Source organism: Paenibacillus pseudetheri, assembly GCF_924513355.1.
Classification (GTDB): domain Bacteria; phylum Bacillota; class Bacilli; order Paenibacillales; family Paenibacillaceae; genus Paenibacillus_AQ; species Paenibacillus_AQ pseudetheri.
In genome coordinates this window covers 59,606-83,960 of sequence record NZ_CAKMAB010000013.1, presented here as the reverse complement: position 1 = coordinate 83,960, position 24,355 = coordinate 59,606, and the positions used below count along the sequence as shown (strand labels likewise).

The 24,355-nt window shown below is 44.8% G+C and carries 18 protein-coding genes and 2 pseudogenes; 9 read left to right on the top strand and 11 right to left on the bottom strand.

The features are described from left to right. Positions 1-61: 61 nt before the first annotated feature. Both L1028_RS31490 and L1028_RS14095 read right to left on the bottom strand, forming a co-directional pair. Positions 62-1,981 (bottom strand): ATP-binding protein, encoded by a 1,920-nt coding sequence (locus L1028_RS31490; RefSeq protein WP_341482544.1) that lies wholly within the window; start codon positions 1,979-1,981, stop codon positions 62-64. Next, positions 1,974-2,687: a response regulator transcription factor gene (locus L1028_RS14095; RefSeq protein ID WP_234534833.1), complete on the bottom strand. Its 714-nt coding sequence runs from the start codon at positions 2,685-2,687 to the stop codon at positions 1,974-1,976. Before L1028_RS14095 ends, L1028_RS31490 begins: the two co-directional genes overlap by 8 nt. Before the next feature lie 203 nt (positions 2,688-2,890). On the opposite strand from L1028_RS14095, the gene L1028_RS14090 reads away from it, so the two are divergent. From L1028_RS14090 to L1028_RS14075, 4 genes are all read left to right on the top strand, one after another. Next, positions 2,891-4,228 (top strand): ABC transporter substrate-binding protein, encoded by a 1,338-nt coding sequence (locus L1028_RS14090; RefSeq protein ID WP_234534831.1) that lies wholly within the window; start codon positions 2,891-2,893, stop codon positions 4,226-4,228. A 213-nt stretch (positions 4,229-4,441) separates the two neighbouring features. Then, entirely contained in the window at positions 4,442-5,812 is a 1,371-nt protein-coding gene (locus L1028_RS14085) for an ABC transporter substrate-binding protein (protein WP_234534829.1), read from the top strand. 30 nt (positions 5,813-5,842) lie between these two features. Beyond that, positions 5,843-6,007 carry a hypothetical protein gene (locus L1028_RS14080; RefSeq protein WP_234534827.1) on the top strand — a complete coding sequence of 55 codons (165 nt, stop codon included), beginning with the start codon at positions 5,843-5,845 and terminating at the stop codon, positions 6,005-6,007. 304 nt (positions 6,008-6,311) lie between these two features. Further along, positions 6,312-6,584: a helix-turn-helix transcriptional regulator gene (locus L1028_RS14075; protein ID WP_234534825.1), complete on the top strand. Its 273-nt coding sequence runs from the start codon at positions 6,312-6,314 to the stop codon at positions 6,582-6,584. 173 nt (positions 6,585-6,757) lie between these two features. Here the strand turns inward: L1028_RS14075 and L1028_RS14070 are convergent, their stop codons facing one another. After that, positions 6,758-7,687 (bottom strand): AraC family transcriptional regulator, encoded by a 930-nt coding sequence (locus L1028_RS14070; RefSeq protein WP_234534823.1) that lies wholly within the window; start codon positions 7,685-7,687, stop codon positions 6,758-6,760. Between the two features lie 157 nt (positions 7,688-7,844). Here L1028_RS14070 and L1028_RS14065 point away from each other — a divergent pair, with 157 nt between their 5' ends. The 4 genes from L1028_RS14065 (at position 7,845) to L1028_RS14050 (ending at position 15,354) form a co-directional block, all read left to right on the top strand. After that, positions 7,845-8,957, top strand: coding sequence for a serine hydrolase domain-containing protein (locus L1028_RS14065; RefSeq protein ID WP_234534821.1), 1,113 nt, complete (start codon positions 7,845-7,847; stop codon positions 8,955-8,957). 199 nt (positions 8,958-9,156) lie between these two features. Continuing rightward, positions 9,157-12,069: a response regulator gene (locus L1028_RS14060; RefSeq protein ID WP_234534819.1), complete on the top strand. Its 2,913-nt coding sequence runs from the start codon at positions 9,157-9,159 to the stop codon at positions 12,067-12,069. 159 nt (positions 12,070-12,228) lie between these two features. Beyond that, positions 12,229-12,939 carry a response regulator transcription factor gene (locus tag L1028_RS14055; protein ID WP_234534817.1) on the top strand — a complete coding sequence of 237 codons (711 nt, stop codon included), beginning with the start codon at positions 12,229-12,231 and terminating at the stop codon, positions 12,937-12,939. A 435-nt stretch (positions 12,940-13,374) separates the two neighbouring features. Continuing rightward, positions 13,375-15,354: a methyl-accepting chemotaxis protein gene (locus L1028_RS14050; RefSeq protein WP_234534814.1), complete on the top strand. Its 1,980-nt coding sequence runs from the start codon at positions 13,375-13,377 to the stop codon at positions 15,352-15,354. A 39-nt stretch (positions 15,355-15,393) separates the two neighbouring features. Here L1028_RS14050 and L1028_RS14045 read toward each other — a convergent pair whose 3' ends face one another. Together L1028_RS14045 and L1028_RS14040 are read right to left on the bottom strand one after the other, a co-directional pair. Further along, on the bottom strand, positions 15,394-15,615 hold the full coding sequence (locus tag L1028_RS14045; RefSeq protein ID WP_234534812.1) for a hypothetical protein: 222 nt from the start codon (positions 15,613-15,615) through the stop codon (positions 15,394-15,396). A gap of 9 nt (positions 15,616-15,624) precedes the next feature. Beyond that, entirely contained in the window at positions 15,625-17,370 is a 1,746-nt protein-coding gene (locus tag L1028_RS14040) for a methyl-accepting chemotaxis protein (RefSeq protein WP_234534810.1), read from the bottom strand. Between the two features lie 356 nt (positions 17,371-17,726). On the opposite strand from L1028_RS14040, the pseudogene L1028_RS14030 reads away from it, so the two are divergent. Next, positions 17,727-18,144 (top strand): annotated as a pseudogene (locus L1028_RS14030) (NAD(P)H-dependent oxidoreductase). A 234-nt stretch (positions 18,145-18,378) separates the two neighbouring features. On the opposite strand, the pseudogene L1028_RS14025 reads toward L1028_RS14030, so the two are convergent. The 6 genes and pseudogenes from L1028_RS14025 to L1028_RS14000 all read right to left on the bottom strand — a co-directional run. Beyond that, positions 18,379-18,643, bottom strand: a pseudogene (locus L1028_RS14025) (FtsX-like permease family protein); the annotation flags it as partial. Positions 18,644-18,827: 184 nt separating this feature from the next. Next, positions 18,828-19,652, bottom strand: coding sequence for an HAD family hydrolase (locus tag L1028_RS14020; RefSeq protein WP_234534808.1), 825 nt, complete (start codon positions 19,650-19,652; stop codon positions 18,828-18,830). Then, complete coding sequence (locus tag L1028_RS14015) at positions 19,606-21,180, bottom strand: bifunctional metallophosphatase/5'-nucleotidase (protein ID WP_234534806.1); 1,575 nt, start codon at positions 21,178-21,180, stop codon at positions 19,606-19,608. The genes L1028_RS14020 and L1028_RS14015 overlap by 47 nt, the downstream gene beginning before the upstream one ends. Further along, positions 21,170-21,766, bottom strand: a complete 597-nt coding sequence (locus L1028_RS14010; RefSeq protein WP_234534804.1) for a glycerol-3-phosphate responsive antiterminator — start codon at positions 21,764-21,766, stop codon at positions 21,170-21,172. The genes L1028_RS14015 and L1028_RS14010 overlap by 11 nt, the downstream gene beginning before the upstream one ends. Then, positions 21,744-22,997, bottom strand: a complete 1,254-nt coding sequence (locus L1028_RS14005; protein WP_234534802.1) for an MFS transporter — start codon at positions 22,995-22,997, stop codon at positions 21,744-21,746. Before L1028_RS14005 ends, L1028_RS14010 begins: the two co-directional genes overlap by 23 nt. A gap of 3 nt (positions 22,998-23,000) precedes the next feature. After that, positions 23,001-24,353 carry an ABC transporter substrate-binding protein gene (locus L1028_RS14000; RefSeq protein ID WP_234534799.1) on the bottom strand — a complete coding sequence of 451 codons (1,353 nt, stop codon included), beginning with the start codon at positions 24,351-24,353 and terminating at the stop codon, positions 23,001-23,003. Positions 24,354-24,355 lie beyond the last annotated feature (2 nt).

Here is a 24,355-nt window from a genome sequence, read left to right as displayed (position 1 = left end):
ACCGTACCATAAATAGGGCGAAAAACTTGGTTGTGGTGACCACTACAATTTAAGCTGAATTCTACAACGGCTCGCTTTGGCCATTGGCTTTTCGTATATAATTTTTTTCTACGGGAATTTGGAAGCTCCAGTCTCCAGTAAGCATATGCTGCTGAGCCGGGTCATCGAACACGATTAACTCTTGTACGTTGACTTTTAACATGAACTTGTCTGGAGGCGGGGTCCCGTTGAAAGAATAATTGATGGTGCCGTTTTTGGCCAACGTTACACCTGAATCCGTAGCGATGCTCGGAACTGCCTGTATCGTTGAAGAGTCCAATTGAAAAGTCGGCTTCACCGATTGTTTCACCCATTGCGACTCCAATATCATGTTAGAATGTTTCATGGAGTATTGGATAATTAGGCTCTGGCCGTCGAATAAGTATTGATGAATGAGAAGTGTATAGCCTTTGTCTGTTTTACCGGTTATTAAAACCATCTCGTTATTTCCGCTTGTCGGCATCAGCGCTAGATCGCTATTTTCACCCAGCTTTACCATGAGCGAGGAGGTAACTGAATTCTTAACGCTGAATAGTACCACCGCACAGACGAGCAATACGATCATCAATACTGCGGCTATCCTAGATTGGAATAAGCTTCGTTGCTGAGGTGATATTCTTTGTTTCGGCGTTAGGCCTCGCTCGGGGGGCACGGTCGGTATCCGTTTAAATTCATTATGAACTATATCCGGAGCAGCCGCATGCGCCTGATTAAGGCCGGAAATCGAGAACCGTGTCTCAAATATAGTTGCCTTCTTGCTGCTGTGTGCAGTGATACTCCCTCCGTGTACCTCGATAATGCTTTTCGCGATGGCCAGTCCGAGACCTGTACCCCCGGTCTGCTTCGACCTAGAGCGCTCCACCCGGTAAAAGCGGTCGAAAATAAAGGGCAAGTCCCGTTCCGGAATGGGGTCTCCAAAATTTTGGATCTGCACGACCAGCACATCTCCATCCTTAGCAATATAGATATCAATATATTTGCCCGCCTTCCCGTACTGTATGGCATTGGCAATTATATTCTCGTACGCCCGTGCCAGCAACCCCCCGTCCGCTTGGATCTTGAATTCTCCTTCTTGCATGTTCAGCCTGATTTCCATGCCTGCGTTCTCCGTAACCGGCACGAATTCCTCTTCCAACTGACAGATCAACCCGGCGATATCGAGCTCGCTCAGTTCCAGAGGCATTCCGTTGTTGATTCGCGTATATTCGAACAGTTCGTCGATCAAGCGCCGAAGCGACAAGGATTTCTCATACGCGATGTTGACGTAATAACGCATTTCCACTTCATCCTGATACCGATCCTCCTCGATCACTTCGAGAAAGCCGAGAATTGAAGTCAGTGGAGTGCGCAGGTCATGCGATACACCGGTAATTAAATCGTTTTTCGTCTTTTCCGCCTTGCGTTCCTCCGCTATCGAATGCTTCAACTGCATACTCATCTGGTTGATACTGAGCGCGACCTCGCTCAGTTTGTTACCGGAAATTTCCGGGATTTGATGGTCGAACTGCCCGTTGGCAATCTCCTCCAAACCGCGCGTAATTTCCGCCAGATAATGATCCCATTCGCTGCTCAACTGATTCATACTCTCTGCGACAACGCTTAACTCATCCTTGCCCTTGACCGCTATCACACGCCCGAACCGACCTGCCAATATCTCCTGCATTCCTGCGTTGATTTCGCGCAAATCCTGAACCAAACGGAGGCTAGCAAGGAAGAAAGTAATGGGAAAGAGAATAATACCGGTTATGATCATCACGCGAACGGATCCAGCATGCTCAATGCTCCAATTGATCGGAGCAGCCACGTATTCGATTTTTTGCAGCGCTCCCGCCATGAAATATCCGAAAAAAATAGCTGCGCCTGTTAAGGCCAGGCTTGCAATCATAATTAGCATTAATCTCCAACGAATTGTATACAGCCACTGTGGTTGGATCCTACTCACCCCTTGCTTTTAGATCGCCTTCGATTTTGTATCCAATCCCCCACACGGTTTTGATTATCCTCGGTTCGCGCGGATTAGATTCTATCTTCTCACGGAGCTTTCGGATATGAACCATGACACTATTTTTCGACTCCATAAAGGGCTCATTCCAGACCTCTTCGTAGATGCGATCCATGCTCAGCACCATCCCTCTATTGACTGCCAGCATGTGAAGGAGCGCGAACTCGCGGGGAGTCAACTTGATCTCCTGCTGGTCGACCGTTACTGTATGGGACGCAATATTAATAACGACGTTTTCGATATGTATTTCGTTCGCGTTAACCGCAGCGGCGTTGAACTGGTTCATCCTTCGAAGCTGCGACTTGATGCGTGCGATCAGCTCAAGCGGGTTGAATGGTTTGGTTACGTAGTCGTCGGCGCCGATACTGAGGCCTGATATTTTATCTATATCCTGGTTTTTAGCCGAGAGCATAATGATGGGAATAGGATTTGTTTCCCGTATTTTCATACAAGCCTGCAATCCGTCCATATGGGGCATCATTAGATCAAGTACAATTAAATCGATCTGCTCGGACTGCAGAATTTCTAGTGCCTCCAGTCCATTCGACGCTTTTAGGAGCTTGTAGCCTTCGTTATTGAAATAAATATTCATCAATTGGATAATTTCCGCTTCGTCATCCACCATCAAAATCGTACTTTCCGCCATAGATCCTCCCATAATTCTCGTATCTTTCTTAATTACTGAGTAGAACAATAATTATAAACGATATATCTAATGCAATGAATAACGTCAGCAATATTTAAGGAAATGATAAGAATTTCGGTAGCCAGCTGTTAAGCTTTCTCTTCTATACTTAGTCCAGCCAAGTGGTTAATCGTTTAAACAATAAATAAGCGGAGGTTATAATTTTGAAGATCAACTTATTAAAGAAGGCATTAATCGTTAGTTTGAGTGCTATACTATTGGTCATTTCAGCAGGTTTTAGCCTAGACCCAAAAGCTTCTGCGAATTCAGATACCCAAGTAGACACGAAACAAACGCTAAAGGTGCTCTACAAAGAGAAATATTTTTTCGATGAAGAATTGTTCAAACAGCAGTTTCCCAATACTCAGATTCAGGAAGTTAAATGGGATGGAAAATCAGATTTAAAAGCTTTTATCGCCAAGCAATCACCTGACGTTATCATGCTGAACACTCTTGAATATCAGCAGCTGTCCAAGGAGAATCAGTTAGCAGAACTCGGTCAGTTAATTAAGCGTGACAATTATGATACTACAACAATGTATCCTGGATTGCTGGACGCACTCAAAGTCAATGGAAAGCTCTACGGGTTAAGTCCAACCTTCAATACAGAATCCATTTTCTACAATGCCGACTTATTTAAAAAATATAATGTTCCATTGCCGAAGGACGGAATGACTTGGCAGGAAATATTGAAATTAGCCGCTAAATTCCCGACTTCAGGAAATAAAGACAACCGTATCTGGGGACTTCACTATCCTCTTGATAATTACACCTATTTAATCAATGACATGGCAACTTCCGAAGGGTTAACCCGGTATAATCCTAATACACTTAAAGCAACTATGAATACAGCGGCTTGGAAAAGGGTATTCAGTATGGCTATTACTGCAATAAAATCCAATACCATAGAAGGATCGAATACAGTTGGCTATTCCAATGATCCGTTCATTATGGGACGAGCGGCTATGACGGTAAGTACTCAAAGTATGGAAACCTTAAGAGACGTAACTGCGGATAAAGCTGCTATAGCAAATTATAAACCTTTTACTGTTAAAATTGCCGCGGGTCCTGCAGATCCTAAGAATCCGAAAACAACACGGAATATCCATCTTCCTTCGATCATGACGATTAAAGCTAGTTCTGCTAATAAAGATCTTGCTTGGAATTTCATCAAGTTTTATAACGGAGCGGATTTCGCTAAATCCAAATCCATATCAGATCAGTTTTTAGGCTATTCCCTAACCCGTATGGATTATAGTAAAGAGTACAATGGTTATAGCTTAGAGACCTTCTATAAATTAAAACCAAACCTGGAAACACCGCCATATGTTAATCCAATAGGGAATCTATTTAACAATTCACAGTATTCAGTTATTCTGCAGAGTGAAGTGAAACAGGTATTAAGCAACAAAAAGACACTAGACAAAGCGCTAGTTTCAATTCAAACACAAGTTCAAAAGAGCCTTGATGATGCTGTGAAAAAGCAAAAAGCGAAGAAATAATTCAGGAGCCTTAGTTCGCTGATAACGCCTTTACAGGCAATAACCCATTCTTAGATAGCTTCTATCTGAGAATGGGTCCTTTTTTGTCCGCGCTTCTCAGCCTTATTTAAGGAAATGATAAGAATTTCGGTGGCCAGCTGATAAGCTTTCTCTACTATACTTGGTTCCATACAAGCAGATAATCGCTTGAACAACTGAATGGAGGTTTTATTTTTGAAGAAAAATATATTACAGAAGGTTATGCTTACTAGTCTCAGTGTTATGTTTATAGGTACTTCAGCAGGTCTTGGCACGGGTAAACAAGTTTCCGCAAATCCGGATAGCCAGGCAGATACGAAAGATACTTTAAAAGTATTGTACTGGAACGCAGACGATTTCAATAGGACGTACGGGGAGCAGTTCAGTAAGAACTACCCGGATACAGACATCGAAGTCTTTGCACCTACAAGTACGGGTTCGATTACGGATTACAATTCGGCGATCCAAAAGTATTCACCGGATCTTGTGGTGTTGCACCCATATGATTATCAACAACTGTCTAAAGATAAAAAGCTGGTAGATTTAGAACCGTTAATTAAACGAGATCAGTATGACATGACAACAGTATACCCTGGCATGCTTGATGAATTGAAGAAACAAGGCGGCGGCAAACTATATGGGTTAAGCCCAAAAGCGGAGTCGTACGCTCTTCTGTATAATGTTGATTTATTTGAAAAATACAATGTTAAAGTACCCAGTGACGGAGCGACGTGGGAAGAAATATTAAAACTTGCTAGTGAGTTCCCTACTACAGGAGATAAGAACACCCGAATTTGGGGCCTAAGTGCCTTCGGATCCAGCAATTTGGTAATGGATATTGCTAGAACAGAAGGGTTAACGTACATGGATCCAGGTACTTTAGAGGTTACTGCGAATACAACTGCGTGGAAAAATGCCTATCGTCTGTCCGTCGAGGCCACGAAGTCTGGGGTACTTGACGAAAGGATTAGTCTGTCCGCAAAAAGTTACCTGGAAAGCAGTCCGTTCATTATGGGACGATCAGCTATGCAAGTAGCCTCTATTAGTCAGTTGCAGTCCTTGCAATCAGCAAAAAATAATGTAAAGAATTATAAACCGTTTACGCTTGGTATTGCTGCCGGTCCTGCGGATTCTAAGGATCGGAAGTCAACAGGATATGTTTTTGGTTCTGAGATTCTAGCTATTCCAGCCGGTGCATCAAATGTGGATACCGCTTGGGATTTCATTAAATATTTCAATGGAGATGACTACGCTAACGAATACTATAAACCGAATACCTCTAATAATAGTATCGGTGCTCCTCTATCCCGCATGATTAAGGAGTACTCTGGTTACAAGCTGGATGCATTCTATAAATTAAAACCAAATTTCGATTCATCTATTACAAGTTATGCCCTCATGAACAAATCGCCAGATTTGGAATTGGATTGTTGGTCATTTCTTTCTGAAGAACTGACACAGGTAGTAAACGGGAAGAAAACATTAGACGAAGCAACTGCTGCTATTCAATCAAGCATCCAATCTGTTGCTGATAAACTGGCAAAGGCTCAGAAGGCAAAGAAATAAAATACTAAGAATCATTAAAGAGTATGAAAAATGAGGAAGTCTGATCCGGACGTGGTTGTGATCAGGGTCGTCACGGGCGACGACTGTTCTGGAGGCCGAGGATCGGCCTTATGCCGCGGATCGGCCTTATGCCGCGGATCAAAAGAAAAGGTGGCTGTGTATACTCCGCTGCTCTCCGTTCAAGAAGTGGGGTAGGCGTTTGTAGTCGGCTTCGATAGAGGGTAAGAACAAGGTGCGACCTGCCCTTTTACGAGGGACGGGTCGCATTTTTTGTTGCAAGGGGATAGACAGAAGGGATAAATCGGATACCCTTAAAATTCGCCGTTAGAGTGATACGATGAACCGTACCATAAGTAGGGGCAAGTTTTTCAGACAAAACGAAGCACTTTCGAACAGGAATCCCTTCAGCCATTCTTCTAGACTGAATAATGAAAGGAGATGAGAGCGAGTGGAAACGCTTCGGTTGCTTCGGCAGGCGATTGATTACGTAGAATAGAATTTGCAATCGAATATTGAGATCGACGATATCGCAAGGTCCGCGATGTCTTCGAAGTACCATTTTCAGCGGATATTCCATGTCTTGACGGGCTTTACGGTGACCGAGTATATGCGTAACCGAAGGCTCACGCTTGCGGCGGCAGATCTGGCAGGATCGGATAGTAAGGTCATTGATATTGCGCTGAAATATGGTTACGAGAGTCCTGAAGCATTTGCGACAGCATTTTCAACGGATGCATGGCGTAACACACTTGCGGCAAAGAAAAAGCGGTGAACCGTATCACAAATAGGGCGAAATGTTTGACGTGAAGTCCTTGCTGGCAGTGGAACGAGAGGGCTTCAGCTAACGAGAAAGTTCAAATAAAAATCTATGTAAAATGATGTGAGACAGTTTATTCAGGAGTGATGAGATGTCAAATATCGTAAAAAAAAGATGTGTCTGATACTTCAGAAGCCGGCTTCATCTAGTTTGATCGGGATGCCGAATTCCATCTCGAACTGTCCTTCCGGATGGTGAAGGGAGTTGGGGAAGTAAATCTCTAGGGCCGGACGTGAAACGTCCCATATATACGGGCTTAGGGGAAGCCACTCTATGGAGACCAGGTGCAGCAGATCTTTCGCCGTATCCGGTCTGTCTGTCATCCGCACAATGGCGTACTTGCCTCCAGGAATCGTCCGGATGCCCAGATCGCCAGTCGGTGTCATCCGTTGCTCCGTTGTAATGCAAGCGTCATACCTGTGTCTGCCGTCCGGCGTGATGAAAGGGTCGTCGAGGATGAGTCCGACCGTCAAGCTTCCTTTTTTCAGTGCTTCTCTCGCGTCCAACCACGAGGCTACCCGCTCAAAGAGCCCTGTAATGTCCGAATTGATTTTTCCTTCATTGATGGTTCCCCTATACCGGGCGTAGATCGCATTCATTGGAACAAGGTTCCGAATCTCGATCGGGAGTTCCGCCAGCTTGCGGGACAGTTCGGTGGACTTTACAAAGGTGAATCGGGCCCTGAACCGTTCCGCAATCGTCTGGAGAGGAAACCTGTCCCGGCATTCAGAAGCGCTCAGCCCGGTATGCTCACGGAACACTCTGCAAAAGTGGGCCGGGGTTTGCAGACCACAATCCAAGGCGATATCAGTTATGCTCCGGTGCGGGTGGAACAACAGTAGCTTGATTGCCTTCTCGATGCGGATCCGCCGGATAAACCCGTGTACGTTCTCGCCCATCACCGCTTTGAACACCCGATGGAAGTGAAAAGGGGAGAAGGCGCCCACGTCCGCCACTTCTTTAAGGGTTAATGGATCCGTAAGATGCTCTTCCATATAGTTGACGACATGGTTGACCCGGTACCGGTATTCCAATTCCAAGGCTTTGGCTGCCACCATCCGTTTCCCACCCTCCCTTATTTCCATCATTGATTCAATCCTATCTCTATTATAGCAAGAATTGTTAATCGTGTAGCAAGAAATTGGAAGACGATCCGCGCCCATTACACTACCATAAGGGGAGATAGAAGAATAACCTTAAAGGGTGTGTTCATGTATGACCGAAATATTCCGTTATGCCAAGCTGGCCATGTTGGCAGGGGCAGCTAGCCTGATCCTTACCACGTCCGCTTGCTCTTCCGAAAAGTCATTAGCCCCTGTGCCGTCCCCCGGCAACTCTAAGGTGATCAACTTGCCCAACGGGGAGTGGCCGATCGGCACTCCTGAGCAGGTTGAGATGGATCCCAAGGAAGTCGAAGTAGTGATGGAATATGCCAAGAAATCGCCTGTTCTCTCGATGCTCGTTGTTAAGGACGGCACAATCGTCTCCGAGTATTACAAGGACGGCATGTCGGATTCCAAGCTGGCTGTAAACTCAATCACCAAGAGCGTGACATCGCTCTTAATCGGGATAGCTATCGACAAAGGTTATCTGAAAGGAATAAATGAGCCGATAGAGTCATTTTTTCCCGAATATAAGGAGTTGTTCGATTCACCCGATAAGAGATCCATTACATTAGATCACTTGCTCAGCATGACAAGTGGCTTGCATTTCCCAGAATGGACTGAGTGGAATTATATGCTCCGGCCAATGACGGAGACCAAGGACTGGAACCAATTTGTACTCAGCCAATCGATGGATTCCAGGCCAGGTGAAGTATGGAACTACAACACAGGTGGTTCCCAATTACTGGCGGCGATTCTCAGGAAAACGACGGGGCAATCCGAACTCGATTTTGCCAAGGAGCATCTGTTGGGTCCTCTCGGCATTGATAGCGTGAAGTGGCCCCGTTCACCGGACGATTCGAATTCAGGGGGCTTCGGCCTAAAGATGAAGCCAAGGGATCTGGCCAAGATTGGCCAACTGGTGCTTAACCGTGGCGTGTGGGATGGCAAGCGCATCGTCTCGGAAGCATGGATCCGGGAATCGACCTCTCGGCATTCGGAGGGGAATGTGTTCTTCGGCGAATATGGCCACCATTGGTGGATGGATCGTTACAGCGGGCACAAGGTAGTTTTCGGTATGGGTTATGCCGGCCAATATCTGACCATCGTACCTGACCTGGAACTAGTGATCGTCGTGAACTCGGCTGCCACCGGGAATCCGCAGGATACCACTCTTCCCATCCAGTTTATCGAGAGCTTGGTCAAAGCGGTGAAGAACAAATAGAGGACATAGTCCTAGCCTGCCACTGTTTTATTGAACTATCGTTCCCTTTTAGCGTTTAAAAATAATTTTGAACTATATAATAACACCGCACAAAGGAGTCTATCCGTAAATGAGATAGACTTTAGTAATGAAGAGTAGTACTCTCTGGCACATCATAGTATTCTTACTTTGAAGCAGTGCATAAATAAAGGGGCAAATCATGAAGATTTTTGAAGAAAATCATGCGAAAAAGTTGACTTATTTGATGTTAATTACGATTGTTATAGCCTTTGTCCTAACGGGAAACATTGTATTGTCACAAACAAACAAGATAATAAAGGATGAAATTGAGAGCAAGCTAACATTACAAAGTAAAGCTCTGGCAGATCAGATGAATGCTTTTTTTATGCAAAAAGGAGCTATGGTTCGGCAAATGAGTACGAACCGTACGATCATTAATTATTTGAAAACGGCACAATCAAGAAGCGACGTACGTACCAACACTAATTATAAAGATGTATCCTCAGAATTGGATGCAATTAAGGCGTTGGATAACAATGTGGAATTTGTATGGGTAGTGAGCAAAACAGAAAACTCTTTAGTTGGAAGTGAAGGTGCAGTAGCAACGTCGGACTGGAATACTCAGGAACGTCCATGGTTTAAAGATGATCTTAGTTCAGAAGAGGTCACCTTTACTGAGCCGTACATAGATTATATAACGGGAAGGCTTGTCACTAGTGCTATTCTGAAAATCGTAGAAAACGAAGTCGTACTTGGCTTTATAGCTGTTGATCTATTGTTGGATGACATTCCAAGCATCATGGAAGCTTATCCAATCGGTCAAACCGGGTATACCATTTTACTTTCAAAGAATGGCACAATTATGTATCACCCCAGACAGGAGCTTGTTGGTAAGGACAAACTTTCGGAGCAACCAGGTGGTGTGGGCAATATAGGCGGAGAGATGATTGCTGGCGAGAAAGGGTTAGAAATTGCTACTGTTAACGATCACAAAGAATACATAGGATATGCCCCTGTACCTTACTCTGGTTGGTCGGTTGCAACTGCACTGCCTACTAGCGAAGCGTTAAAACAATTAAATAATGCTCAAAGACTATCCCTTATCATAAATGTGATTTCTGTATGTATTGTTGTAAGTTTGCTGTTTTTATTACAAAATTACATGTTGAATGGGCAAAGACGGATACAGGCGGAGCTGGTACAAGCAAAAGAAGAAGCTGAAGAGGCTAACAAGGCAAAGACACATTTTCTTGCCAGGATGAGCCATGAGATTCGGACTCCAATGAATGGGATTATCGGCTTGTCAGAGTTAATGCAAAAAACAAAAATGACGGTTAAGCAACAAGACTATCAAGGGAAGATTTATACTTCGTCCCAAGTATTATTGCGATTAATTAATGAAATTCTGGACTTTTCCAAGATAGAAGCAGGGAAGCTGGATATAGAGAGAGTGGCCTTTTATCCCGAGGAGATTGTACGACGGCTATCTGATATGCTAGGAATTTATTTGGGGACAAAGCAGTTGGAAATCATTATCGAGACTGAGTCTGAAATACCCACGGAATTAATTGGGGACCCGCATCGTCTTGAGCAAGTATTGCTAAATTTGTGCAACAACGCGATCAAGTTTACGGAACGTGGATTTGTTTCTCTAAGCATAACGGTGGAATATCAGCTACAGAATGAGATGTTCCTACGTTTTGTTGTTGAAGATACAGGGGTCGGATTGACGGCAGAACAGATACTCACTCTATTTGAACCCTTTACACAAGCAGATGATTCAACGAGTAGAAGGTATGGGGGAACAGGGCTTGGGCTGGTGATCTCACAAAATCTGATTAAGATGATGGGTGGTAAATTAGATGTTTCTAGTGAATTAGGCAAGGGAAGTGTTTTTTCATTTACTCTACCTTTTGAAATATCATCAAATCAGAGAGGGAATAACCTCTATCTGAATCAAGGATATGGGGATCTGCCAGTCTTGATCGTAGAGGATCATGAGAGGATGCGGAATAATCTAGCTAATATAGTGAAATCCTTCGACTTATCTCCGACATGCTTGCCTGGTTGGCAGGAGGCAATCCATCACTTGGAGCAGCAAGCGGGAGAAATTACATATAGCTTTATTTTTCTCGATATGGAAGCGGAGGATATGTATGGAGTAGAGACCTTAAGTCGTCTGGCAGCACTTATGCAGGGGAGCAATAGTATAACTATTGCAATGACGACAGAATACGGAAGGGATGAATTAGCGAGGATTGAAAAGGCAGTACAGCCTAATGCGGTCCTGATAAAACCGATCAGTCGAATTGATTTATTTAGGTCTCTTCAAGCGGCTTTTGAGCAAAAAAAAGAGTCATATTTTGTAACTAACCAGCTTGTGCACAAGGATGATTTTCTTATCAGCGGTTATAAAGGAAAGATACTCTTAGCAGAGGATCATGAGATTAATCAACAAGTAGCAGTGGAATTGTTACAAGACCATGGATTTTCGGTCACGATTGCTAGAAATGGGCATGAAGTATTGAAAAATCTGGATGGAACAAGATGGGATCTCATCTTAATGGACGTTCATATGCCAGAGATGGATGGTTGTGAGGCGACTTTGCTTGTTCGCCAGGATAAACGGTATAAAAGCCTACCCATCGTGGCGATGACAGCAAGCGTCATCAAAGAGGAGCACAACAATTGCTATCGCGTAGGGATGAAAGGTGTGCTTACTAAGCCAATTGACCCTAAAGTACTGAAAGATATGCTAAGCGAATATGTCCCACTACCCTACTTAGATATTCCCAAAGCTATGGAGCGACTCGATGGGAAAATACCAATTTATCACCATATGCTTAAAACGTTTGCGTGGGAATATGTAAATTTTGTTGATCGACTTCAGGAAACGATACGAACGGGGGATTACTCTACAGCTAAACGGATGATTCATACATTAAGCGGAGTTGCGGGGAATCTTTCAGCGGAAAGACTATTTATAGCTTCTAAACAGTTTGAAGAAAAGCTTAACAACTCAATAGATTTGAAAAGTTATCAAGAATATATGAAGGAGCTTCGGCAACAATTAAATGATGTGTTAGCTCTAGTACATGAAATTTATGATTAGCAGACAAAATCCCTAACATTTCCCTGAATAAATGCTTATAATAAAGTATAAATATCTGATTATTCGACAAAATATTAGAAAATTATAGGAGAGTGTTAGCGAATATTTTCTAATAAATCGTTTATTAATATTGTTTCTCTGGAAAAAGTGAGGGATGTTATGTACAAAATATTAATAATAGAAGACGATCAGATTATGGGTGAAATGTTAGCGATGTATTTGTCTGAAGAGGGGTTTGATGTACAGACGGCTGACAACGGCCGCAAAGGGATTGATTTGGCTAAAGAGTTCTCACCCGATGTTATCCTCTTGGATATGATGTTACCAGATACAAGCGGAATTGAATTATGTAATGAATTGCGCAGTTTTTCAACTGTACCTATCCTAGTTGATTCAATGAAAACAGAAGTATCCGAACGAGTGGATGCTTTATTGGCAGGTGCAGATGATTACATTTGCAAACCATTTAGTATGAGAGAATTAACAGCGAAAATCGGTGCGATGATTAGACGAACTCATCTTTATCAGTCTACATCAGAGGTCAAGGATGAGATTGCAACGACGCTAAGTTGTAATGGCGAAGCGATTATGCTTGATGTCGAGAAAAGAGCGATCTACGTGAATAGTTTCTTTGTTGAAACAACCTTTTCTGAATTCGAGATTATGCGATTGTTTATTACTAATGAAGAAAAGGTCTTTAGTAGAGAAGAGTTACTCAATGAATTACGAGGGTTTGATTCGTTTGTTACAGAGAGAGCAATGGACGTTCATATTGCTAATTTGCGCAAAAAAGTCGAGATTAATCCTAAGGAACCAAAATATATTAAAACGGTTTGGGGTATAGGATATAAATTTGTTTCCAAAGGATAGAAGAGTGAGGAAAAAGCATCATCCTATGTGATGATGCTTTTTTGCGTTTGTTTATGTAAAAATTCATACTTTTCTGAAAGTTACTCATCAACTCTTTTAATGTCTTCTATCTATAATATATCACATGGGTGTTTAACGCATGAAGGGTGAAAAATGTCATTAAAGATAGTGAGGTTAAACAGAATTAAGAAAGAATTGAAATATGCAGGATGAATACATACTTTACAGCGATTAGCCCACCAGAGGATTAGGATCGCCTTAGACGATTTTGGAATGCAATACCTCGCTTCAATACATAACGATTCTTCCGCTGCTGTATCATTTGCAGCAATGAATGCGACTGTGTTTAGGGATACCTATTAAGTAAGCCGCTTTGTGAACAAGATATACCGTCTTTTTTTGGAAAATTTAAATGGAGAATGGAGAAGAAAATTTATGTTTAAGTGGTTGAGAGGGCTCAGAGGAACGTTAAGGGCAAAGTTAATTGGTTCGTTTGCTATAGTTCTACTAGTACCAAGTGTATTAATTGGCGTACTTTCATATCAGAGTGCCAAAGGGCAAGTGGAACATGAAATCCTTAGTAGCGCGGAGGACACGGTTCATTTTCTAAACAATACGATTGATCAGCTGGTTAGTCCTAAAATTCATCATATAACGTATCTCGCGAAAAGCCTGGAAGCACGGGAGGAGACACCAAGCCAACTGGAACTAGTAAAACTTCAGCTTGAGCAATATCAAAATCTTCAAACAGATGTTTTGTTCACCTATTTTGGATCGGAAACGGGCAGGTATATCGCGACTCCAGCTAGTCAATTGCCTGAAGGATTCGACCCGAGAGAACGAGATTGGTATCAACAAGCAATGGCTAGTAAAGGCCAAGTTGTCATTACGAATCCATATGAAGATGCCAGTTTGAAAGAGGTTGTCGTTACTATCGCAGCGGCATTAGCTGATGGATCGGGTGTTATTGGAATGGATCTTAGCCTTGAGAAGCTTCGTGAAGTGACTGGCAAATATACAATTGGCGAACAGGGATTTGCTTATATCGTAGACAAGACGGGTAAAATTATTGTTCATCCGCAATTAAGTAATGGTGTAGAAGCGAAAGGTAGTCTTTATGATCCTTTATTTAAGCAGGAGACAGGTCAGTTTGTATATACAGAGAATGGGGAGGGGAAGCAAACCATTTTTGAAACAAGTAAACTAACAGGTTGGAAGCTAGCGGGTACAATGATGTACTCAGAAATAGAACAAGAAGTCCAACCTATCTTTAACACAACACTACTGGTCGTCGTGATTTCCTTATTGGTAGGAGCGGCTCTGATCATATTTATAATTGCTTCCATTATGAAGCCGCTTCACGCTTTGATGGGAGTCACAGAAAAGATCAGTACAGGTAATCTGTCTGAGCGGGTCATCATTAAGAATAAAGATGAATTTGGGCAACTAGGTATTCGATTTAATCAGATGATAGATTCACTTTCCACTCTAATTATGGGGGTTCATCAAACGGTAGACCACTTAGCTTCATCCTCGGAAGAGTTGAAGGCCGGTGCGAAGCAAACGAGTCAGGCAGCAGAGCATATCGCTGAATCCGTACAGGAAGTAGCTATAAGTGCAGAAACGCAAGTTAAAAGTGTTCTGGAGAGTGAGCAATCCATTGAGCAATTCTCTGTGGGAGTCCTGCAAGTATCGAACAATGCTCAGAATGTAGCATCTACTGCTGCTCATACGTCTGAGTTAGCAGAACAAGGAAGCATGTCCCTGGAAACCGCAGTTCAACAGATGGGTAGAATTCATAATACGATCACTCATGTTTCCGAAGTGATACAAGTATTAGGGGTTCGTTCGGAGGAGATTGGTGAAATTGTAGGGGACATTACAAACATTGCTCAACAAACGAATCTACTTGCCTTAAATGCGGCGATTGAGGCTGCCAGAGCAGGGGAACATGGTCGAGGATTTGCCGTCGTTGCAGATGAAGTGAGGAAGCTGGCCGAGCAATCATCTCATTCCGCAGCCAAAGTTATTAAACTGATTGATACGATTCAAGATGAGACGAATCAAGCGGTGATCTCTATTGATCTGGGGACAAAGGAAGTTATGACTGGGATGGAAGTTGTGCATGCGGCAGAGCAGTCATTTGATAGAATCAAATATTCTATCCAAGATGTGAATGGACAAATACAGGAAGTGTCCGCAGCCTCTCAACAAATGTCTGCTAGTACTGAACAATTGTTAAGCACTTCGACTCTGATTAAGGAATCTTCCGTGAAGACAGCGGCTGGAGCAGAAGAAATTTCTGGGGCCAGTGAGCAGCAGTTGGCTGCAATGGAGGAGATTGCTTCATCTGCTACCTCACTCTCTTCCGTGGCAGAAGAGTTGAAAGAAATGGTTAGCAAATTTCATCTGTAGAAAGATGAGATAAGAGCTAGATTGTGCTGAGATAAAAGATCATCCACTAGGATGGTCTTTTCCATGCGCGATGATATTCCAAATTAATGGGATAATGAACCTGAGTGGCTCATCAATTTGAGACCAATTAATGTGGAACTTTGGAAGAATGAATAGAAATCCTGTTATAAAAGCTAATTCAAAAATACAAAACAGTAGCCGCACAGCTTTGGATGAGAATCCTATAAGCTGTGCGGCTATATTTATGCGATCAATCTTCATAGAGTTTTCTTAGACTTTATACGTACTAATCATCTCTTTTAGTTTTTGCGAAGCATCAGATAAATCAGAGACTAAGTGCTTCATTACATCAGAGGAGGCGCTAATCTGCTGTGCCGATGCCGATACTTCCTCTATCCCCGCAGCATTTTCTTCAGATATAGTAGCGACTTCCTCGAATGAAACTTTAAACTGGCCTTCTTTATTGGACATTAGTACTAAATGTGTTGCCATGGAGTTAACTAACTCATACATATTGGATATAACCTGCGATATATCTTGGAACGCATCTTCTGTCTTATGTATATTAACTCGTCCTTCATCAACTAACTCTAAGCCTACGTTAAGGACTTTTACCATATTATCCGAACTGTTATGAATATTACTCACAATACTGGTTATCCCATTTACTGAGTCAGACACTTGTTCTGATAGTTTTCTGACTTCACTCGCAACAACGGCAAACCCTCTTCCGTGTTCACCTGCTCTTGCTGCTTCTATTGCGGCATTTAAGGCCAGTAAGTTGGTTTGTTCGGAAATACTACGTATCAATGTAACAAGTTTTTCCACTTCGCTATTTTGGGATTCTAAAGTTTGCACTTCGATTACTGATTGGGAGACAATGCTATATATTTCTTCCATCTTCACGATAAAGGAGTTCAATAATTGAATTCCCATTTGGGTATTATTTAAGACTACATCCGTAGACTGTTTGATCTCGAGGCCTTGTTTATTTGTAGCCATAATAATATCCGTAAGCTCATTGATATCTTCTGAAAGGTTAGATGCTAAGTTGGCTTGTGATTCTGCACCAGATGCCATTTCATCCATTGTTATAGATACCTGGCTTGTTCCCTCATTTACTTCATCAGAAATGATATTTAAATTTCTACTTTGTTGATATAACGTTGAAGATACTTCATGTATCTTTATTATCATATCGCTTAAAGATACAGTCATTCCAGTAAATGACTTGTAAAGTTGGCCTATCTCATCTGACGAATTAATTCTATTATTTTGAATTAATGTCTTAGCCACTACAAGATCACCCATAGCGACAGCATTGGATACTTTTGTCAAATGAATAAGGGGATTAAGTTTCCTTCCCAGAAAATAATATACGATGATGAGAATAATAATATTAAGCAAGATAAAAATACATATAATGATTGGGAAAGATTTCAAGATAACTTCCTTCGTAACAGATTTGACAGCATTAGCGTCTATATCAATCGCAAGAATTCCCATAACCTGCCCATCGCCATCTTTAATGGGTGCAAAGACCGACATCATCTCACCATATTTCGGATCTTCTACAATTTTAGTACTGCTAGTCTTACCTAGTAGTACTGGGGACACAATTTCAAGGCTAATACCCTCTTCTTCTCCAATGAGACTGGCTTCTGCAATACTAGGTGCTCCGTCTATCATAACTTGAATGGTGTCATTATTCAGTGCCAATGTATATACGTAACGAGCTCCTATTTTTTCCCTAAAGTCATTTAATTGAATCTGAATCTGCTTGTATGAGTCATTCACCTCGGGATGATCAAGAAAAGATTGATAGACATCGGGATCAATTGCAGAAGCTATTCTTTCAGCGTTCTCTATTCCAGTTACGGTTAGCGTTTGCTTAATAGAGTTAGAGGCATTCAAATACAAAGTAAATAAACTTACGATGATCAAAGATGTGATTAACATAAACAGCATTAGAATTAATGATGTTTTTAAAGATTTATTCTTTGGGATTTTTATCACAATCGTTCACCTCATGTCTGATTATAAGAAAACATAAAATATCTACAAAATAAGTATAAAGTATTAATCTTCTCACATAGTTGCTTCTCGCTTAATTTTCTCAGTTCACGGCTCGTGTTGGGCATGGACATCAGCATACATTCACTGATTTCACTGGTGGTTACAGGTTGACTGACTGCAATGTATTCAAGGATTTTAATATTGAAGAGGTGTATCGCTTCGGATTTCATATCTTTGGTTATCTCACTAGTTACTTGATGAAGCGGCCGTGAAGGCCACGAATTTCTGAAATATTTCATTCTTGTCCATAAAATCACCTCTATATGAAACGATAGCAAAATGATTATCATAATACAATTATCTTTTTAAAACTAAATTCAAGTTATGCATTTTTAGAGGAAGTCATTCGCGATAGCCAGGAGAATACTACAATAGAAGAGGTTAAGGTACTGGATTTATATGACGTGGGCTTTAATCCGATCCTAGTGTTTAATAAACAGAAACGTAGAAGAGATATGCATAGTGACCCGGACTTTGCTAGGTACAGGGAGCAGCTGATGTGGGCTGATACAATTGTCTTTATATATCCGATTTGGTTATCCGTTATTATGGCTAAATAATTCCCATAAAGTATTAATGCGCAAAGCACTGCATAATTTTGTAGGGATCAAAAAGGTGAAGTTCTTTGAGTTTGACAACATGGAGAGTCCAAAGGGGAAACATAAGGAGAAAATGAACAAGATCAATCGCTATTACAAAACAGTGGAGCAGTAAGGTTGATGTGGATGAACTGGTGTACCCTGCGCCACGTCTCTGATTAATGAAAATAACGAAGGCGGCGGTAGCACCAAATAGGTGACTTCTGCCGTCCTCGTTTGTGCATATGAACAATCCCAAATCATCACTATTTTGCACCATCAGAAAATGGGTATCCTCACCCCCAACTAATTCCCCCGTGGACAAGGCTTCTACAGCGCCTTGATAGACAGCCTATTATATTATCTTTGCCCCCGCAAAAATCCCCAGGAACAATGATCCAAAATACAGAAGGAAGTTTTCGACGGTAAGGATGCGGAATATTTTGTTCTTGGTTATTCCTAACAATTGGAATAGTCCAATTTCTTTGCTACGGCGTTTAATAAAGATCGTATTGGCATAGAAAATAAAGATGGAACATAGCGACAAGTAAGATGGAGGCGGTCTTTATTGAAGCGGCTCCTTTAACCGACCCCTTTGTTTGGTCCATGGCGGGGTCATATTGTAACGTGACGAATTTGCCCCGCTTCTAGCGCACGCAAGGGCCTCGCGCATCTTTTCATTTGCCTTCGTTTTTTCGTTAACCGTCGTTATATCATCATGATTCATTAGCTGCCGTTCTATCGTTATGGATCATGAGACGTAATATTTAGCTATATTGGACCGTACCGCAGGATCAACTTAAACTGAACTTATCTTGCTTACCCCTCGCTATCCTGCAGCCACTGTTCCAGCTTCATCGCGACGCCATCCTTGTCGTTGCTCGCCGTCGTATCCGTCGCAATGGCAGCCAACTCAGGAATGGCGTTGTGCATAGCAACCGAATGACCGCAATATCGGAACATCGCCATGTCGTTATAGTCATCGCCGAACGATCCGATCTCCTCGCTGGATAATCCATGCCTAAGCGCGATTCCTTCAACGCCGGACGCCTTGCTGATCGTTCTTGGAGCCATCTCCACACAAGGCGCGCTGGACAACCTATATACATTCAGCTCGTTTTGGAAGGTTTCGGACAAATTATCCATATCATAGACGCGAGGCAGAAGCATCTTGGACGGCTGCAGCTCCCGAATGGACTGTTCCGATAAAATAATGGGATCCAATTGATCAGCGGGACCTAGGAAATAAGCTTTTTCCTCCTCGTAGAGCGGACGGTTGGCATGCCAGCGGTCAGCCACCTCCCATATACAAATGCCATCCGCATGATGGTTCAGTACATGCCGATGGAACCGATACGCTGTATCGTTAGAGATGGGCTGCTCTACACGCCAGTCACCCCCGGTATTGACCACAACTGCTCCATTGTTATAGATGAAATAGTCCGCTACCGCCAATTGTGGAAATAACGGGAGCACCAGCCGCGGTGGTCTTCCAGTCGCTATGATGATGATGCCGCCGCTAGCGCTATATGCTCGAAGCGCTAGCTCCGTGCGCGCCGACAAGGTTCCATCCGAACGCAGCAGCGTCCCATCCATATCAAAAGCCGCCGCCTTGGGCTTCTTCCTCGTTACGTGAATCGACATCCACATTCCCCCCTATAATCTCCCAGTTTGACGTATAATCGATCCGCAGCATGCGCTGTGAGCCGGCGTTACTCTCCAACAGCCGAGCAAGCGGCTCCTCAATCCCGTACAGCCTCTTCATTCTACGAAGCATGGGATACCGGGAAGCCTGCCCGGCCAAGTAGTCGGTCATCACAATCGTAAAGGAATCGGCATGCCGCACCGCTTGTCCCTGATAGTAACATGCACGAAGACGCGATCCAATGGGCCGCGACAAATCGATCGTGTACTGAACGCCTTCAAACATGATGAACTGGTACAGCAGAAGCTGCGGCTTAAGCCAATCGGCGTGCGGCTCCTGCGATTTCTCATCATACCAGGAGGCGCTGACTTCCAGAGCGGAGAGCAGCTCCGTGCCCTTTATTTGAAACACGCTGAGAGAATCCATATACGGAAATATCCGCTGGATGTCCCCTCGCGTCAATTGCCCTGATGAAAGCTTCAACTGCTTCTCGCCCGCATAGGCTACAGCAGACAGCTGCGCGCGGCTCTCCTTCAACTGTACCCGGTGCATCCACTCCACAATGGGATGCTCGCTGCACGTCAAGTCGTGCCAATCATGGAGCTGGAAGCGCGAATCGCACAGACATAACACCTTGCCAAGCCCCGCTTCCGCTCTGTCGCGGATCTTTAGCACTTCTGCCACTACCTCCGCAGACTCCTCTTGCCCGGTTATATCCGCAATCCGTCCTTCCGACACCATCTCTTTCGAATCTTCCCCAGTCAAAAATGTAAGTGTAACTTCCCCTATGTCAGTACCGTGCGAGCCAGGCTGCAGCATCAGCGTCTTCCCCTCCCGCCGAACAAAGCGGTCATGCTGATGGCCCGTCAGCAGCACATCGATTCCTTCAACTTCGCGCGCTATGCGAAGCGCGGCATTCTCTTGATCCAGCGCGCCTTCCCGCTCCACTCCGCCGTGATAGCATACAACGATAGCATCAACGTTGGAACGAATATGATCTACGATTGCCTTGACCGTCAATACTTCGTCATGCCACTCCCAGTCCTCCAACCGATCCGGGTATTGCCATGCCGGAACCCGCGTCGTAACGCCGATGAAAGCGATCCGCCTAGCTCCGAATTCCGCGATATGACAAGACTCCGCCAGCCTTTTCCCCGAACGATGGCGAACATTGGCGGTCAACCACACGCAGGAGGATGACGCGATGACACCTTTCAAATAAGGAATGCCGTAGTCAAAATCATGATTGCCGGGCACCGCCATATCCACTCCGCTTGCCCGAAGCAGATCACCAACCATCTCCGCTCCGCATTCTCCTTCATTCTGAGCGACATGACTCGCAAGCGGCGTGCCTTGCAGCAAGTCGCCATTGTCGATCATCCATACATGCTTATGCGAATTCCTAATGTTCGCGGCATATTGGGCGGCGCAAGCGAGCGACCCGCCCGACTGACCGTCAGCGCGCGTCCAATGCCCATGAATATCGCTGGTGTACAGCAATGTAATGGTATCATCGTTATGGGGCATGGTGTTCCTGCTCCAGCATCTTCCATTCAATCGACCAGAGCTCTGATTGGCTGGTCGACACCGCACAAGCGCCAGCTTCATATAGCTTCCCGACTTCCTCAGGCAACGTAATGAGTCCGCTCGCGATAATCGGCACATCGTATTGCTCGGACAGCTCGCGGACGTTCTTCGGCAAGTTGCCTGGAGCGATGTTAATGGCGTCCGGCTGCAAATCGTTAATCACCTTGCCGCTTAGCTCAAGTGAATAGCTATCGAGTAGGAACATCGTTAATATGCCGAATACGCCGAGTCTCTTCGCTTCTTTGACCACATGAGCCTTGTTGCTCACAATTCCACAGACGGCGACCTCATTCAGCAGAAATTGAACGGCTTCCTTATCCTGTGACAATCCGCGGATCATATCGAAATAGACGAATAAGCGCATGCCGCTTTTTTCCGCTTGCTTGCTGTACACCTTTAATTCGCTCAACGACGATCGAACCAGAAACACATTATGCACGCCCATGCGCTCGGCTCTCACCATATCCAGCTCTGTCTTGACCGCCGCAATAACCGTAAAAGGGCTAAACAGATGATGTAATTTCATTGGCTACTCTCCTATCGATAGATTGAATACGCAGCACCCCGAACAATGCCGCTGTAAATACAAGAAACAAACCCGTTACCACCATAATGGCTTGCCTGAACGAGGCGGACTGCTGCAGCGCACCAATAAGCCAGATGGAGCAAGCTCCTCCCGCGAAGCCGCAAGCAAAAAACAAGCCCATGCGCGAAGCTGCAAGCTCCCCCCAATAATGAACAGCCAGCGCGGTCATGGTAGGAAAAATCATCGCAATCGCTATTAAAAACACCGCGTATCCGAAAGCGCCAAGCACGCCTGGGACAAAGCTTCCCCATAACAGGCACAGGATAGCAAGCGCCGCACATCGGATGAGAACGCCGCTGTAGCCCCATCGCTTCACACTGCGGCTAACGCCAAGCCGCAGCGCCGTTAAGCCGGCAAACGCGACCGAGTACAGCAGCGTTGCAAGGGAGGGCTCCAAGCCATATTGTTGGAGGAGCAAGGGGCGATACCACACCGTAAGGCCAACCTCCGCTCCAACATAACAAAAGTACAGAAGTCCGAAGCAGGCAAGCGGCAGAACAGAACCGCTATTAATCCTTTGCACATGCGGAGCCTCGCCCTTAGTCTTCCCTGCGAGCTCGTTCCTCCCGGGCTTGCTCCCCACGCTTGGCCAGGCAAGCCTACTCCCGGCAAAGGCGAGCAGCGCGCCGAATACGGCAAAAGCGAACAGGACCAGCTGCCAAGTCACAGCAGCCTGCGCAGTGGACTTCCCGCTTACGGTCAACTCAAGCGCAAGCGGTCCAATCATAAAGCCGCAGCCCATCATAAAATGTAGCCGTCCCAGCAATTGTCCCGCTCGCTCCGGTGAAGCGAGCGGCAGCGCTACGTTGCACACCATACCGACGATTCCGTTGGCGTAACCCGTCATAAGGAACATTCCGCACCATGCTGCTGCAGAAGAAGCGGACAGCAGTGCCAATAGGGTCATGCCTGCTGCAAAGATCGCTTGATGTATGCTAAAGGCTCTCTGCCATCCCCACAATGCCGTTATACGGCCGGCAAGCATATTGGCCCCCAGCAATCCAGCGGAGCTAAACGCAAAGATTAGCCCGCTTGTTTGCGCGTCAAACTGGTATTCGTTCAGAAAGAAGTCCGGCAAAAAACCTTTCATAGACTCCATCAGTCCAGTAACCAGCATCGACAAGCCTGTTAGAAGAGGCAGCGCCCCACCAATCGCAGCTGAACGCTTCACCTGTTACCACCCCAGTATCTTTTTGATTTCGGCAGCGGCCTTATCGAGTGCTTCATCGCCAGTCATGTCGCCAGAGAAAGAGCCCTGAATATGATCAAGCAAGGTCCGCGTCGCGCGTGTGCCCGCATCGCCCGGCCAGTTGAACCATGGCACAATATCTTGCGCTTGCTTATAAGTAGCGGCCGCCTTCGGGTTTTCCTTCAAGTAATCGGCCATCAGCTCTTCGCGAGCACTATTGCGCACGGTCATGTACCCCATCTTCTGCGCCAGCAGAGACGAGCTTTCCGGCGAAGTGGCGTACTTCACGAAGTCCCATGCCGCGGCTTCCTTCTCTTCGCTGCCTTGGAACACATATAGTCCCGCTCCGCCTGCAGGCAAGCGGCGAGGCGTTTGTTCACCCTCCCAAGTTGGAAGCAGCATAATGCCCAGTTTGAAGGAAGAGTTCTTCGACAAATTCGCTAAATTGCCCGTAGTAGCTACCAGCATGGATAGGTCGCCGCTTTGGAAAGCTTCCGCCGCTTGCGTGCCGTTCATCATCGGAATCGACTTATCCTTTTGCATCATATCCAACCAGTAACGAAGGACTTCTTTGCCGGTCTCGTCATTGAACTGAACATCCTTATCCTTGACGGATGCGTAGCTTCCACCTTTGGTTTCAAGAAGTGTCTGGAACATCCATGTATCAAAGTCCATCTGGAAGTAGACTCCGCCGCGGTCTGGCGCCGCCGCAGCAAGCTGCTTCGCCCAGCCGCGTACCTGCTCCCAGCTTTCAGGCTGCTCCACAACCGGAATACCCGCTTTCTCAAAGTGATCCAGGTTGACATAAATCAAAGGCGTACTGACAAGAAACGGCAGAGACTGCTGTTTGCCATCCGCGTCTTGTCCTAGCTTAAGCATCTGATCCGTATAGTCTTCGGTCGAATACCCTTCCTTGTCAATAAAGGTATGCATCGGGCGGATTGGCATCCGGGTGGACATAAACTCCCCGTTTGCGTAGCTGCCAATGGCGACCTCTGGAAGCTGCTTGGACACCGCCAGCGTTTGAAGCTTCTCCAGCAGTCCGTCATAGAAGCCCTGCGTCTGCTCGGCCTTTACAATGACCTTGTTCTGGGAAGCGTTATAACGATCCACCATTTCTTTAATCGCATCGCCCTGCGTTCCGCCAAATACATGCATAAATTTGATCTCTACCGCTTTCTCCGTCTTGTCCTCTTTATTAGAAGAGGCTTCTGTTCCTGCTGGCGAAGCCGAAGGGGCCGCAATGTTCCCAGAATCGGCGTTCCCTTGTCCGCAGCCAACCAAAAGCCACATTAACGCTACTACCATCATTACATTCAAGCTGATACGTTTTTTCATTT